Raw genomic sequence first — 13,674 nt, forward strand, 5'->3', positions numbered from 1 at the left:
TAAACGGAAAATCGTATTTTTGCAAATCTAATTTCAGATTATAATGTCAGACAGAAAATTGATTACGGCAGCGTTGCCTTATGCAAACGGACCGGTTCATATAGGGCATTTGGCGGGTGTTTACGTTCCTGCAGATGTCTATGCAAGATTCCAGAGAAGATTAGGAAAAGATGTGGCTTTTATTTGCGGAAGCGATGAGCACGGGATTCCGATCACCATTCGTGCAAAAAAAGAAGGTGTCACGCCTCAAGATATTGTGGACAAATACCATGGGATCATCAAACAATCTTTTGCTGATCTTGGAATTTCTTTTGACGAATATTCCAGAACAACATCTCCGAAACATTACGATGTAAGTCAAGATTTTTTCAAGACACTATATAATAAGGACAAATTCACGGAAGAAGTTTCCGAACAATACTTTGACGAGCAGGCCAATGAGTTTTTAGCGGACCGATATATCGTTGGAACTTGCCCAAATTGTGGCAATGAAAATGCGTACGGCGATCAATGTGAAAAATGCGGTTCTACCCTTTCGCCTTCAGAGTTGATCAATCCGAAATCAATGTTGAGTGGCAATGTTCCAATTCTTAAAGAAACCAAAAACTGGTATTTGCCTTTGAATGAGTACGAAGATTTCCTGAATTCTTGGATCATACAAGGCCACCACGACGATTGGAAAACCAACGTTTACGGACAAGTGAAATCTTGGCTTAATGATGGCTTGAAACCACGAGCAATGACGCGCGACCTCAACTGGGGCGTTCCAGTTCCATTGCCAAATGCGGAAGGAAAAGTGCTTTATGTTTGGTTTGATGCGCCAATTGGTTACATCTCTTTCACTCAGGAATGGGCGGAAAAAACCGGCAAAAACTGGAAAGACTACTGGCAAAGTCCAGAATCTGATTTGATTCACTTCATCGGAAAGGACAATATTGTTTTCCATTGCATCATTTTCCCAGCGATGATGAAGGCGCACGGCGATTACGTCATGCCAACCAACGTTCCGGCCTTCGAATTCTTGAACCTGGAAAATGAAAAAATATCAACTTCCCGCAACTGGGCAGTTTGGGCGCACGAATATGTAGAAGAATTCCCAGGACAGCAGGATGTTTTAAGATATGCTTTACTTTCATCCGCTCCGGAAACTAAGGATAACAACTTTACCTGGAAAGATTTCCAGACCAAGAACAATTCTGAATTGGTGGGAATTTTCGGTAACTTTATAAATAGAGTTGCTGTTTTGATCCATAAATATTACGACGGCGTAGTTCCCGCAGGAAATGAAAACGCAGAAGAATTAGTTGAAATCAAAAGAGCTGCGGCAGAAATTGCCCAATATCTGGAAAACTTCGAATTCCGAAATTCTTTGACTGCGTTGATGAACTTGGCGAGATTCGGAAATCAATATCTTCAGATTGAAGAACCTTGGAAAACCATCAAGGACAATCCTGAGAAAGCAGCACATTCATTATTTATCGGGGCGCAAATTGCGGTAGCTTTGGCTCAATTGTCAGAACCATTTATGCCATTTAGCTCAGAGAAATTATTGAAAATGTTCAATGTTGAAAAACTGAATTGGGAAGATATTGAAACCAAAAATATTTTGATCGAAACGGGACATCAAATCAATGAAGCCTCTCTTCTGTTCTCAAAAATCGAAGATGAAACCATTGAGTTCCAAATCCAGAAACTTGAAAACACAAAGCAATCCAACAAGAAAACAAACCCCAACGCCAACCCAATGAAAGACGAAATCCAATTTGATGATTTTTCTAAAATCGACCTTAGAACTGCGACCATTCTAACAGCAGAGAAAGTAGAAAAAGCAGATAAACTTCTGAAATTTACAGTTGACACTGGTGTTGATGTAAGAACAGTAGTTTCCGGCGTTGCAGAAAGTTTTTCTCCAGAAGAGTTGGTTGGAAAGCAAGTGATGATTTTATTGAATCTTGCACCAAGAAAAATCCGCGGCATAGAATCTCAGGGAATGTTCTTGTTAACAACAAAATCAGACGGAAAATTGACTTTCGTAACACCTGACGAAACTGTAGGAAACGGAATTGAAATAGGATAAAATTAAATTTTTACTGAATAAATTAAAAAGATCTTTTAGAATTACTAAAAGATCTTTTTTTTTCGCACAATTATTGCTGTCGTTTTTAGAAATAACAAACAATCTATGCGAAATTTGTATTTATTAATTATAATTCTTTTTATTTCTTGCGGAAAACAAGATCATTATAATAAGGCAGTTTCTGTGGATGCTTCTTTGGTTTCTATAATTGATGAAAAAGAAGTGGATAAGCAATCTCCGCCACCAAATAGTATTTCAGAAAAATCTGTTTCTCCATCTGCACCTCAATCAACATCAAGCAAAATCATCAAGAACGGAAGAATCGAAATAGAAGTTGGCGACATTGGTAAGTCTCAAAAAATAATTTCAGAAAATCTTAAAAAAAATAATGCCTACAAACAAGGGGAATTTTTCAGCAACAGCGAAGATCAGGAAATGCTGAAAATGACAATCAGAGTTCCAAATCAAAATTTTGATAACCTTCTGCAATCTATGGATCAAGGCCTTGGCAATGTTATTTCGAAAAATATAGGCACAGACGACGTTACAGAAGAATATACTGATGTTTCTATCAGGCTTGAAAACAAATTAACTTATTTAGAAAAATACCGTGATCTCTTGAAAAAAAGCAATTCTACAAAAGACATCCTTGAAATACAAGAGAACATCCGTGCATTGGAAGAGGAAATAGAATCATCAAAAGGAAGATTGAAATTTATTGATGACAAAGTAAAATACAGCACTATTGAATTGACTTTAATCAAAAATAAACCAAGAGATTCTGTGACTTCAAAGATTGGATTCGGAAGTCAGTTTGCAGATTCGGTTGCTGCCGGATGGAATAATTTTATAGGATTTGTTCTGGGATTGATTTCATATTGGCCATTTTTATTAATCATACCAATCCTGATCATCCTATTCAGAAAATGGAGAAAGCGAAAAGTACAATCTCCAAAATAAGATAAAAATTAAAATCGCTGAAGTTTCGAACCTCAGCGATTTTTTTAGTTAATAAGGATGCGGACCAATATCTTCCGTATCTCTGGCAATCGGGACACCTTCCGGATCCAGAATCATGGCTTCCTGAATATCTGTCTCGTGAAGTGTAGAACCACTTGCAATCATCCTGTAACCATTTTCATATTCTGTAAAATAGCCGCTGGGAAATGCGTGGTAGCCATTTGGCAAAAGGACTTTTGTCTGACGCTGAAAACCCCAGCCGACAACCTTCTGATTAAGAATGTACTTTTGAAAAGCTTCATTGAAAGTCATTTTTTTTTAATTTATTTAATGTTTTTAGAAAATATACCCCAGCGTCACTTGCAAATAACTCAGGTTCAAGCCTTTATTTTCTATTGGTAAAGAACCGGAACTTCCAATTTTTTCGCTAAACTTCGCATTATCCACGATATCATTTTTAAGTTCGATCCCCAGCAAGAAACTGGTGTAACGCACATTCAACCCCAATGTCTTAGCAAATCCAAAAGAATCTGCGCCGGATCCGGATTCGCGTTCTATCTTTGTTTCAAACTCACCAATGCCATCCACACTTTTTACATTTGCCTTATAATTACCTCCAAAACTACCGTAATAATCTGCTCTGCCAAATACATCAATAAACAAGCGAGGTGCAGGATGAAAGGAAAGCGACAAACCAGCACCGGCTGAAGCAACACCCCACAAACTGTACTTGGCGTCTTCATAATTATAATCGGAAGAAGAAAGGTCGTCCCAGCTGTATTGCATCATCGCTACATTAAAATCCGCAGGAATCCCAATCCCAATCCAGGAGGGTAAATTTTTATTAATGAACTCTAAATTAAAAATCCCGGTAAATCCTGCACTGAAACCTGATTTAAGACCAAACTTACCAGTCGAATAAATCTGAGATTCGCCAGGATTCATTACCGCACTTACAGTTCCTGAGAGTTCTTTGGAATCTGCGTTTGTCGGCGTTACATAGCCTACTCTGAAACTAAAAAATGCGATATTTCTTTCTACTTTTAATCTTTCCGCTTCGGCAATTGCTGCCAATCTCTCACGTTCTATTCTGTCCTTTTCCTCTTGAATACGAAGATTTTCCAATCGTACTTTCTCCAGACGGTCGGTCTCAGCCTGTATCGCTTTTTTCCTGTAAGCCAAAAGATTCTGAGTTTCTGCACTGTATAAAGAGTTAGGATATTTATTAATAAAATTTTGATAACTCTCTACCGAATTTTCACTTCTCGCACGAGACCAGTCTTTGGACGTATCAGCTATTTTATCTTCAGTTTTGTTTTTTTTGAGTAATTCACACATCTGGATAATTTTATCATAAACACCATATTTATCGTGTGCGCTGTAAAGGTCAATACTCGAAACTTTTGCCGTTTCTATCAGATTACCATCTTCGTAGGTTTGCTCTGTTGCGCTGTTTTCCGGAAATTCCAAATGGTATTTGCAGAATGATCCTTCCAAAGGAATTATTTTTATCGATGTTACTTTTGACAAGTCAAGATCTTCAACAAGTTCCATTCTTTCCTTGCCATTCACGTTTTTATAAACCGAATTGGTAGCCAATCCACTATTATATTGAATACTGAAATTACTCTCAGAAAAGCTGACTATGACTTTGTTCCCGTTTTCATCATAGCTTTTATCATTGGCGCTCAGCTGATAATTTGTTATACTTGTGGAGAGAGAATCCAGTTTTTCGTAAGTTACATTTTGTGCTTTTATTGCTAAAGAGACCAATAAAAGTAGTGAGGTGATGATTATATTTTTCATATTTTTTTTAATTTTTTTATAAATCATTTATTAAATCCCATTAATATTGGGTCACCAAGTAGCCATCTGATTTTTCCAAAATATTTCCATTATAGTCTAAAATATATCGCGTATTAAACCACAATGCAACCGAAGACAGACTTACTAATCCTCCTTTGGTTCGTCTGCTTTCGTAATAATCAACATCAGCCAAAGCGGATTCTCTTGTTTTATAAAACTTTCCCCATGCAGAATTACCAATTGCATCTGCTCGTTTTCCTGTTTTTTCGATAGAATGGTTTTTATTAAAGTAAATGACTTTATCTGCTTCATTTTCTTCGATTCCACGAAATGCAACTTTATCATTTCCATCTACAATTATACGTTGACCAGTAATATCAATTAAATAAGAGTATTTTTCATTTCCATACGTATCAACAATAAATAAATTTGACCCTTTAATCCTGCGTATATATAAGTTTTTTTCATCGAAAGGAAAAGTCATAACCTCTTCATCATTTAGTTTAAAACCATAAACTTTTCTTTTATCATCAGCAAAAGACTCAACTTTAGACAAGTCTACATCCAAATTTTGACCTTTGACGTTTGATTTCATCATCCCTTTAGCTGCAATTTCTTTGTAACGTCTACTCGCATTTTCGTTGGCAACTTTATCAGCCGCTTCCTTTGCTTTTTTACGTTGTTCTTCTTCTTTTGCAAGTCTCTGGTTTTCCAACTGCTTTACTTCCGCTGCTTTTTTGTCTGCTGCAATTTTGGCTTTGATAATATCTTCTCTCCTTTTATCTTCTGCATTTTTTGCAGCTTTTTCTTTATCATCTTTTGCCTGACAGGCCGGACAAGGATATTTTTCGCTGTTGAAGAACCAGCCTTTCTTATTGAGTTTGCAGTTGTAATTTGCCTGTCCCACTTTATGAGATTGTGCCGTTGCATGGTTTAAGCAAAACAGCATTATTAAGGCCGTTAATAAAATTCTTGTTTTCATAATATCTATTTTTTATTTTTTTCAAACTTTTCTTTTGCGGCTCTCGCAGCTTCTATTCTTTTCGGATCCGGAAAGTCACATCGCATTTGATCTTGTATCGCTTTTTCCCTCGCCATTTTTTCCGCAACTACTCCATCGGGTTCAAAATCCAAGGCGTAAAGTTGTCCGTCATTGGAGGAAATCAGCCAAATGGTTCTTTCATCTAAAATCAGTTGATACGGTTTCCAATTTGTGAGAGAGACATTGCGAAGAATTTTTTTGTTTTTAAAATCATAATGCATAAGGTGATTTTCATACATGATCCAAACTGTTTCATCAGTAATCTTTACAATCTTGCATACGGCATAATTATCCTCCAAATCAGGAGAGACAATATTTTCCAAATCGAGATTCAAAACGAGCTTTCGTCTGTCACCTAGAATCAAAAGACGTCTCTCGCCCAGCAGGAACGTATGCCTATCCGTGATTTCTTTTGTAAAATCCCAAATGCTCATTTTCCTTCTTTTTAGAAATTTTTCCGTGATTGTTTTGCCGTCGTGGGTAGGAAACTCATACTGGTCAACGTTGTACTCCGTTGAATCAATGGTGATAGTTTTCTTGGACTTACTTGGGAGTTGTTTCCCATTGTAATCCAATTCTGTCCACTGTCTTTCATCCACAGCAACAACTATTTTATCGTTCAGATAGACCGGCTGTGAATTGACCATACCCAACGGTCTCTCCCAAACGATTCTTTTTTTTTCGATATCGTAGGCTAGCAATTTGTTCCCATCCATCAATCCCGTGAAATACATTGTATTATTCAAAATACAAGGCTTTGTTGAAATACTTTCGAATGGCAGCTCTTTTATCATTTTGCCGGTTTTAGCATCATACTGCGCCATACTGCTGCGCTCGCCCTTTTTTGTGGCGTGGAAAAAAGAATCTTTGTAGAAATAGGGAGATGTATTGGAGTCTAGACCAACCTGAATCTCCCAAAGTGTTTCATAATTATTTTTATTTAAAGCCCTCAGACGGTAATTTGTCATATTGACCATAATCGCATTCCCCACCATGGTTATAGAATTGTAGATATCCTCATCTTTCGTACTACGAATGACTGGCTCAGATTTGTAGATCTGGGTCTGCGAAAAAGTTTGGGTAGCATAGAAAATCAAAATGAACAGAGTCAATTTAGTTTTCATGGATATCATTTTAGTCCTAACAAAGCTATGCAGTTACAAAACACAAAAAAATACTCCAAAAGGAGTATTTTTTCTTTAGAGATATGGCATAAGCAACTGTAGATTTAAAATGTTTTTACCATTATCTGATAGTAGTTACACATAGGCCAACTGAGTTTTGTAGTGTTTGGTACCTTAGCGATGATGATGATTTGGCTGCCAAGTCTGCGGCTTATTCCTATTTGGTGACTTTACCCTGCCAAGTGAAAAGTATCTCAGGCTTTGTTGCAAATTGAGTTGGGTTTTCCTCCTGTTGATCGCATAACTTCTTTTGGCATTCCGCAATACTTTTACCTTTCTTATAACTCACAACCTTGGAAGTACAGTTCCAGCCTATCTCCTTTTTGCCATAGCGGTAGATAATCACTGCTTCATCATTTTCGACAAGTGTAGTTTGAGAACTTTTTGTATAGGTTTGTAAAAATTGTTTTCTTTTGATGCCATACTCTGCGTACTGCTCAATTTCATCTTTTGTGAAATCGTAAGAACTACAAAAACCATCTTTAGCACTTTCATAAATCCCAACAAAAAGGCGTGGCTTATTTTCCTGAGCAAGAAATTGTATTGACAAAAAGGATAAAACAAATAATAGTGTCTTCATTTGCTATTGTTTTTATTAAAGAAAATTTGGGAATAGTTTTGCGCCATTCCCAAATATTAAAATCTTACTTGCAACTTACATAGAAGTTAATAGTTCTATTATATTTTGAATTTTGCTTTTGCTTTGCTAAAGATTGTCTGCGAGATTCTACTGCTTCGTCATAGGTATTATAGATCCAGGCAGCAGTTGTATTAGGAAACACTTGGCGTTTTGTTGTTGCCTCTTCTGCATTGTAATGCTCCAAGAATTGATGCTTTACATTGTTGTCGCTTCTTTCACAATCGAATGAGACAATTCCTGTTATGATACTCGTACCATCATCTAAATCGTAATCCGTCTCGAAAGAAGTTACGAAAGCATAGTAAGTTTTCTTGGTTTCTGGCTTTTTTGTAAAAGCAGTGATTACAACGAATACGCCCAACATCATTGTGATGGCTAATAATAATTGTTTAGTTTTTGTTTTCATAATTGTATAAAATTTGGATTGTTATAATATTTAAAATTTTGAAGATATATAATGACTGATATTTAATTAGCGAATGGATCATCGTCTTTTGGTAATAATGATTTTAGATGAATGAATGCTTTTGTTATTCTTTCTGCATCGATTTGTGACTCTGCTGTTATTAAATAATATGAACTATCAGTTACATAAAAACGAATCTGTGCATTCTGATTTTCAATCTTTAAAACCTTATTCAAATTAAATGAGATAGATGAGTATATACCTCCTCCACCTACTTTCCAGTTGCATGATATTTTCCCATCGCTACTTATTAACACCTCACCCATATAAATTGTACTATATTCAGTACTAGTATCATAAACTAACACTTCACTATATCGAGCTTTTCCCTCAAGACTTCTCTTTAAATAAATTATCGTTTCGTCAAAAGTCAGAGCTTTTTTTTCTTGCGCACTCGCCAATCCTAATCCTAGGAATAAGACGAAAAGTGTGAGTAGGTTTTTCATAATTGTAAATTATTAGCGGGTTAAAAGCGGAGTTAAAATTTTAGCTATATCTTTTATCTTAAAGGCTTTGGAAAGTGTAACTCCAAAAGCTGGTCTTGAATTTTTAAGTTGATTGCTTATTTCAGCCTGAAGTGTGATTCCAGTGACTGCTTCAGTAATCCACGCTCTTCCCATATAGAATATATAATGTTTCCTATCCATTGGTGGATAGGACTCGCTGCCAAAAACATTCATATCTACTCTCTTGACTGAATTATTATAAAACCTGCCTAGGTAACCGACTGAACTTTGTACTCTAACACTAAAGTCTTTGGTTTCGTAAACCATTAAAGCACCAATGATACCTGCACTAAAATCAAATTCATTAAACTCTGACCTAGTATTTTGATTTAATATAATAGTACTAGGAATATATCCCAGTGAGTGCAATGTATCAATCTTTGTAGGTGTTCCGTAAACTCGTTCCAGATTAATTCGCCTCCAGACGAACTCCAGAGATGGGGCATAATAAAGATTTAAATTATTATCTACTTTTTTACTTATTCTAATAAGGGGACTAAAGAACGCTCCTATATTATCAGAAGTAGCAGTAGTGATTACTGATCCCGAAGTTCTCAATCTAATATAAGTCGAATCTGTAATAGGCTGAACTTTACTTGTCCTTTGACTATATTCAGTAGAATCAGTTCTACTCATTGTCCGATTACCATATAAGCTTAGATAAAATCCATATCTCTTATAATTTGTAGGCGGAACAAAAATATTGGTAGCAAAAAATAAATTTTTGGCTTTTGTTTTGCCTTCAGCCATATCAAAATTAGTCCCTACATAAGAGAGTATCTTATAATCTTCTGAAATATCATCTGGCTTAGAAGATTTTACAATTAATACAAATTTTTTTTTACTCCCAAGATTTTGATCGTTAACATCCTTGTCACTTTCTTTTGTTACCAATTGAAAAACCAATCTTCTATCTCTATCAACTAAGGAATCTTTCTTAATTTTAACATAAATAGTTTCCTTATCTCGCATTTTGGAAAATTCTTTTGAACTAAAATCAATATCATAATCAATATCAGGTAGTGAACTTTTTTCAATTTTTATTCCCAATGTATAATTATTCCAAATCTCTTGCTTTCCAAATTGCTTAGTAATTTCGATAGGAACAATAATTTCATTTGTTTTACTCTTGTTAACTATCAGACTATCTTTCACAAAACTTACATTAAATAACCCTTGCCCCCAAGCCACTCCCGCCCAAAGCAACAGCAGCAATAATAATTTCGTTTTCATAGTTTATTTGTTTTTAAAGATTAAAATGTTTCTTTCTGCTTTGGACAAAAGGTAGAGAGATGCTGCATTGCCTTTTGCATTCTTGCATAAATATCCGTTTCACATAATCTTAGCAACACGCTGGATGTTTTGTAATACACTTTACTATTTGCTTTTCCTAACCTAAAACGTTTAATGACATCCAATTCATAAATCAACTGACCATCTTTTATAGTTACCCCGTCGAACGGAAACGATACCTCGTCTGTATCTTTGGTGTTATCATTATACAACTGGTCATACTGAATCGTAAATTGACATTCGTCAATACTTACCAATCTTGTATTAGAATTCTGCTCTACCAAACAAGTTTTTAATTTTTCTTTTAACCAGCTAATTGTTTCTTCTTTTGTTTGTGCATTTGCAAGAACCGGAACTGCCATCATCATGCAAATCATAATTAATTTTCTCATAAGTATAAATTTTTAGTTGTTATTTTCTCTTCCACCCTTACGTGGTATCTATTCTTTTGGGATTCGGTTGAATCGGAAAGTGGACTTGGATGACTGTGCTACGTTTTTTTATAGCAAGTGATTCATTGGAATTTTGTAAGTGATTTTTATCAATCTCATGTTTCAAATTAGAAAAAGAAAATTTCGATCTATACACCTGAGTCTGCGAAAAAATAGGGGTAGTGTAGAAAATCAAACATAACAAAGTCAATTTAGTTTTCATCATTTTTAGTTTTTTGTTCTAACAAAGCTATGATGTTGGAGAACAAAAAAAAATACTCCTTTAGGAGTATTTTTCAAGAGATAGTAAAAACAGAAAAAAGGTTTTAATGACCGAAATCTTCTTAAGGTTAAAACCGTTGGAACTTATATTCCAGCGGTTTTTTGATTGAAAAAAAATAAAATTAGAAAATCGTAATTTAAACTGAACCAATGAATGCTAGGAAAATATGCAAACTCCTTGTGATACTATTCAACATCCTTATTTCTATTAAATTTATTGCCAGTTTCCGCATATAAGGCATTTTTAAGATTTTTAGCTTTTCAATATCACAAAACTATGTTGTTTTGAAACAAAAAAAAATACACCAAAAGGAGTATTTTTTCTTGAAAATATTGATTTGAAATTTGAGTTAAATAATTCCTTGCTGAATACAGTTTTTTACAAGCTGCGCAGAATTACTGCATTCCGCTTTTTCTAGAATATTGCTCCTGTGTTTCTTTACCGTAAGAGGACTTATAATAAGTTCTTGGCCAATCTGTTCATTGCTTTTCCCCTCGCTTATCAGTTGGATTATGTCGATTTCCCGTTTGGAAAATTCTATTTTATTGCGACCGTCATCTTCCAGACAGATATTCATAAACGAGGGTTCGCCATTGAGACCTATCAATGAGATCTTATAAGTATTTTGACCACTCAGATGGTCGATATGTGTGTGAATATTTAGTGATTTTCCGTAGCCGCCATCTTCATCCATCGTCAACATCAAAGCCTGATGGTTGAACAATCCATAATTTCCATTTCTCAACTTGGACCTAAAACAGTAACTGATCTTGTACGTGAGTAGTTTTTCACGGTGAATGTTATTAGAAAAGAATTTGGTCAAAAAAGCTTCTGCTTTCACCACAAAATCTACGTCGTCAGGATGCATTGCTTTCAGAACATCATCAAAAGTTGCTTTCCGGCCTTCAATATTATGAATATCATAAATTGAATCACTCACATTGGAAATTGACATATCAAAAAAATCGATGATGTAATAATAAAAAGGACCACTGTTCATAATCGAGTTGGTCAATTCATCAAATTTGATTTTATTGTAAGCAGAGAATTTTTTGGGTTTGGCGACAGACCACACTTCGTGCAGATTCTCTAAGTTTTTTAGATTTTCTTTCATAATTTTAGTTTCAAGTAAAGGTAATATTAATTATCTAATATTTCAAAATAAATTAAATTTAAATATTAATTAATCATAAATAACATTAAAAATAGAACAATATCATAACATATAATGATTATTATAAATTAAACAACAATTTAATATTTTGAATTTAACTTATCAATTTGCCTAAAAAAGTAAAGCCCCGCTTTGAAAAACAAAACGAGACTTTACGGGTAAAAACAAGGTTTCTTTATAAGGCTGGACCGGTGGCGCCTTTGAGGTCTTCTTCTAATTTCTTTCTTTCACGGGCTCTGCGTCTGGCGATGACCGATTTTCCGTTGAGGATTCTGATGACTCTTAAATATTCTGTACGTTTTCCGAAATGATGGGTTATTACATAGAGCATCACTCCGAAACCGGCAACGATAATGTATCCGAATATCTTTTTGTTGGCAGAGATGATGGCGTTAAACTGAATGGTTTTCATATTGGTGGCAATCGTTTGTGGCGTGATGGTCATTCCGTCCATATAGACTGCCAAATCTCCTAAACTGACGATTTGAAACTGATACTGAAACCACGAAAACAGGGCTGAGAAAAATCCTACCGCAAGGAAAGTTCGCCATACCAAAACCAATCCGATGGCCGCCAGCATTTCGTTGAGTTCCAGTTTGTCTAACGTGTAATACCAAACCGAGATAAAGAGCGAACACATTCCGTAGCCTTTCAGGAACATCGGTAAGTACCAGTTTTCATAATTGAATTCCAGCACCATCGAAAAGTACATAATGATGGAATAAGCCGTCATTGCTGCGAAGCCTGAAAAGATGAACATTTTCAGCGGTCTTTCTTTTTTAAACCAAAATACTGCGATGACTCCGGCTAAAAATAATCCGGGCGTCATCATCACATTCAGTTTGGCATTCGTCAGTTGGTCGTAACCCAAAACTCCGACGGAATAGATGTTTTGAAGCGATGTTGTTCCCAAAAACATTCCCAGCCACAGGAGCATAAACAGCCCGTTCAGCACATTGCTTTTGGTGAAAATATGAAATGAAATATACGGTCTCTTTAAAGTCAGCTGACGGATGGCCAATAAAGCGAAACTCACAAATGCGGCGATGCTTGCGTTAATGATGTTTTTTGAATTAAGCCAATCCTGCTGTTTCCCAAACGAAAATACGTACGCCGAAAACATAAACGTTGAGACGAACAAAATGACGCTGAGCCAATCGATGTAATGCAACGGAACTTTTAAAGCAAAATATTTATCGTGCATCAGAACCCAGCACAACAATGCCAGTACAAAGCATAAAACTGATGCCAAAATAAAGAACTGCTGGAAGTTGTACAGTATTGAAACTTCCACAGCGTAATAAGCTGAGACTTGATTTAGTATCAAAACAAATGTGTAGAAAACGCCGTAAAAAATCCCACGTCCGCCCAGCATTGCCATTAACGGAAGGAATAATTCAATGGTAATCATCATTTTTAAAAATCCGATAACCAAGGAGGTCATTACAATAACCATCGGTTCGAAAGTGGTTGCGTTGATATAACTTAACGCACCGAGAAGCACCAATAACATCACTATTTTATCACGGACTTTGAACCGCATTTTCATTCTTAAAACCACAGGCATACACGCTCCCATCCCAATGGTGGTGGCATAGTTTGCCCACAGAAAATATTCCTGCATCACGCCGGTTCCGCCCACCATAAAACTGATGTTTCCGGTGTAAACGCCTCCCAACGGCATCACCACAATAAGCAGGAAAACCATCATCAGAAGTTGTACGGGTTTCGGAACCCAATCGCTGAAAAGACCTTTATTATACATTTTTTATGCTTTATTTGTGAATTGTGAATGAGTCAATTGTGAATTTT

General features: G+C 35.7%; 13 protein-coding genes. 2 read left to right on the forward strand and 11 right to left on the reverse strand.

Annotated elements, in window-relative coordinates; genetic code table 11:
- Window positions 1-43: 43 nt before the first annotated feature.
- Window positions 44-2,077, forward strand: a complete 2,034-nt coding sequence (gene metG / locus PQ459_16185) for a methionine--tRNA ligase (GenBank protein ID WDF46428.1) — start codon at window positions 44-46, stop codon at window positions 2,075-2,077.
- A 105-nt stretch (window positions 2,078-2,182) separates the two neighbouring features.
- Entirely contained in the window at window positions 2,183-3,037 is an 855-nt protein-coding gene (locus PQ459_16190; protein WDF46429.1) for a DUF4349 domain-containing protein, read from the forward strand.
- A gap of 48 nt (window positions 3,038-3,085) precedes the next feature.
- Here PQ459_16190 and PQ459_16195 read toward each other — a convergent pair whose 3' ends face one another.
- The 11 genes from PQ459_16195 to PQ459_16245 form a co-directional block, all read right to left on the reverse strand.
- A complete protein-coding gene (locus PQ459_16195) occupies window positions 3,086-3,349 on the reverse strand; it encodes a hypothetical protein (GenBank protein WDF46430.1) in 264 nt (87 codons plus the stop codon).
- A gap of 24 nt (window positions 3,350-3,373) precedes the next feature.
- Window positions 3,374-4,843, reverse strand: a complete 1,470-nt coding sequence (locus tag PQ459_16200) for a hypothetical protein (protein WDF46431.1) — start codon at window positions 4,841-4,843, stop codon at window positions 3,374-3,376.
- Window positions 4,844-4,883: 40 nt separating this feature from the next.
- Window positions 4,884-5,825 carry a hypothetical protein gene (locus PQ459_16205; protein WDF46432.1) on the reverse strand — a complete coding sequence of 314 codons (942 nt, stop codon included), beginning with the start codon at window positions 5,823-5,825 and terminating at the stop codon, window positions 4,884-4,886.
- Between the two features lie 5 nt (window positions 5,826-5,830).
- Complete coding sequence (locus PQ459_16210) at window positions 5,831-7,009, reverse strand: hypothetical protein (protein ID WDF46433.1); 1,179 nt, start codon at window positions 7,007-7,009, stop codon at window positions 5,831-5,833.
- 217 nt (window positions 7,010-7,226) lie between these two features.
- A complete protein-coding gene (locus tag PQ459_16215) occupies window positions 7,227-7,649 on the reverse strand; it encodes a hypothetical protein (GenBank protein WDF46434.1) in 423 nt (140 codons plus the stop codon).
- Window positions 7,650-7,713: 64 nt separating this feature from the next.
- On the reverse strand, window positions 7,714-8,115 hold the full coding sequence (locus tag PQ459_16220; protein ID WDF46435.1) for a hypothetical protein: 402 nt from the start codon (window positions 8,113-8,115) through the stop codon (window positions 7,714-7,716).
- 62 nt (window positions 8,116-8,177) lie between these two features.
- The gene (locus PQ459_16225) at window positions 8,178-8,621 is read right to left on the reverse strand and encodes a hypothetical protein (protein WDF46436.1); all 444 of its coding nucleotides are present in this window, start codon (window positions 8,619-8,621) and stop codon (window positions 8,178-8,180) included.
- Between the two features lie 12 nt (window positions 8,622-8,633).
- Window positions 8,634-9,914 carry a hypothetical protein gene (locus tag PQ459_16230; protein WDF46437.1) on the reverse strand — a complete coding sequence of 427 codons (1,281 nt, stop codon included), beginning with the start codon at window positions 9,912-9,914 and terminating at the stop codon, window positions 8,634-8,636.
- A gap of 20 nt (window positions 9,915-9,934) precedes the next feature.
- A complete protein-coding gene (locus PQ459_16235; GenBank protein ID WDF46438.1) occupies window positions 9,935-10,366 on the reverse strand; it encodes a hypothetical protein in 432 nt (143 codons plus the stop codon).
- 671 nt (window positions 10,367-11,037) lie between these two features.
- The gene (locus tag PQ459_16240) at window positions 11,038-11,802 is read right to left on the reverse strand and encodes a helix-turn-helix transcriptional regulator (protein WDF46439.1); all 765 of its coding nucleotides are present in this window, start codon (window positions 11,800-11,802) and stop codon (window positions 11,038-11,040) included.
- Between the two features lie 235 nt (window positions 11,803-12,037).
- Window positions 12,038-13,627 carry an MFS transporter gene (locus tag PQ459_16245; protein ID WDF46440.1) on the reverse strand — a complete coding sequence of 530 codons (1,590 nt, stop codon included), beginning with the start codon at window positions 13,625-13,627 and terminating at the stop codon, window positions 12,038-12,040.
- Window positions 13,628-13,674: the final 47 nt, after the last annotated feature.

This window comes from Chryseobacterium sp. KACC 21268 (genome assembly GCA_028736075.1).
Lineage (GTDB): Bacteria > Bacteroidota > Bacteroidia > Flavobacteriales > Weeksellaceae > Epilithonimonas.

Coding starts and splice junctions, on each gene's coding strand:
- PQ459_16245 (WDF46440.1), bottom strand. CDS start 13,627: ATGTATAATAAAGGTCTTTTCAGCGATTGGGTTCCGAAACCCGTACAA.
- PQ459_16190 (WDF46429.1), top strand. CDS start 2,183: ATGCGAAATTTGTATTTATTAATTATAATTCTTTTTATTTCTTGCGGA.
- PQ459_16215 (WDF46434.1), bottom strand. CDS start 7,649: ATGAAGACACTATTATTTGTTTTATCCTTTTTGTCAATACAATTTCTT.
- PQ459_16240 (WDF46439.1), bottom strand. CDS start 11,802: ATGAAAGAAAATCTAAAAAACTTAGAGAATCTGCACGAAGTGTGGTCT.
- PQ459_16235 (WDF46438.1), bottom strand. CDS start 10,366: ATGAGAAAATTAATTATGATTTGCATGATGATGGCAGTTCCGGTTCTT.
- metG (WDF46428.1), top strand. CDS start 44: ATGTCAGACAGAAAATTGATTACGGCAGCGTTGCCTTATGCAAACGGA.
- PQ459_16200 (WDF46431.1), bottom strand. CDS start 4,843: ATGAAAAATATAATCATCACCTCACTACTTTTATTGGTCTCTTTAGCA.
- PQ459_16205 (WDF46432.1), bottom strand. CDS start 5,825: ATGAAAACAAGAATTTTATTAACGGCCTTAATAATGCTGTTTTGCTTA.
- PQ459_16230 (WDF46437.1), bottom strand. CDS start 9,914: ATGAAAACGAAATTATTATTGCTGCTGTTGCTTTGGGCGGGAGTGGCT.
- PQ459_16210 (WDF46433.1), bottom strand. CDS start 7,009: ATGAAAACTAAATTGACTCTGTTCATTTTGATTTTCTATGCTACCCAA.
- PQ459_16225 (WDF46436.1), bottom strand. CDS start 8,621: ATGAAAAACCTACTCACACTTTTCGTCTTATTCCTAGGATTAGGATTG.
- PQ459_16220 (WDF46435.1), bottom strand. CDS start 8,115: ATGAAAACAAAAACTAAACAATTATTATTAGCCATCACAATGATGTTG.
- PQ459_16195 (WDF46430.1), bottom strand. CDS start 3,349: ATGACTTTCAATGAAGCTTTTCAAAAGTACATTCTTAATCAGAAGGTT.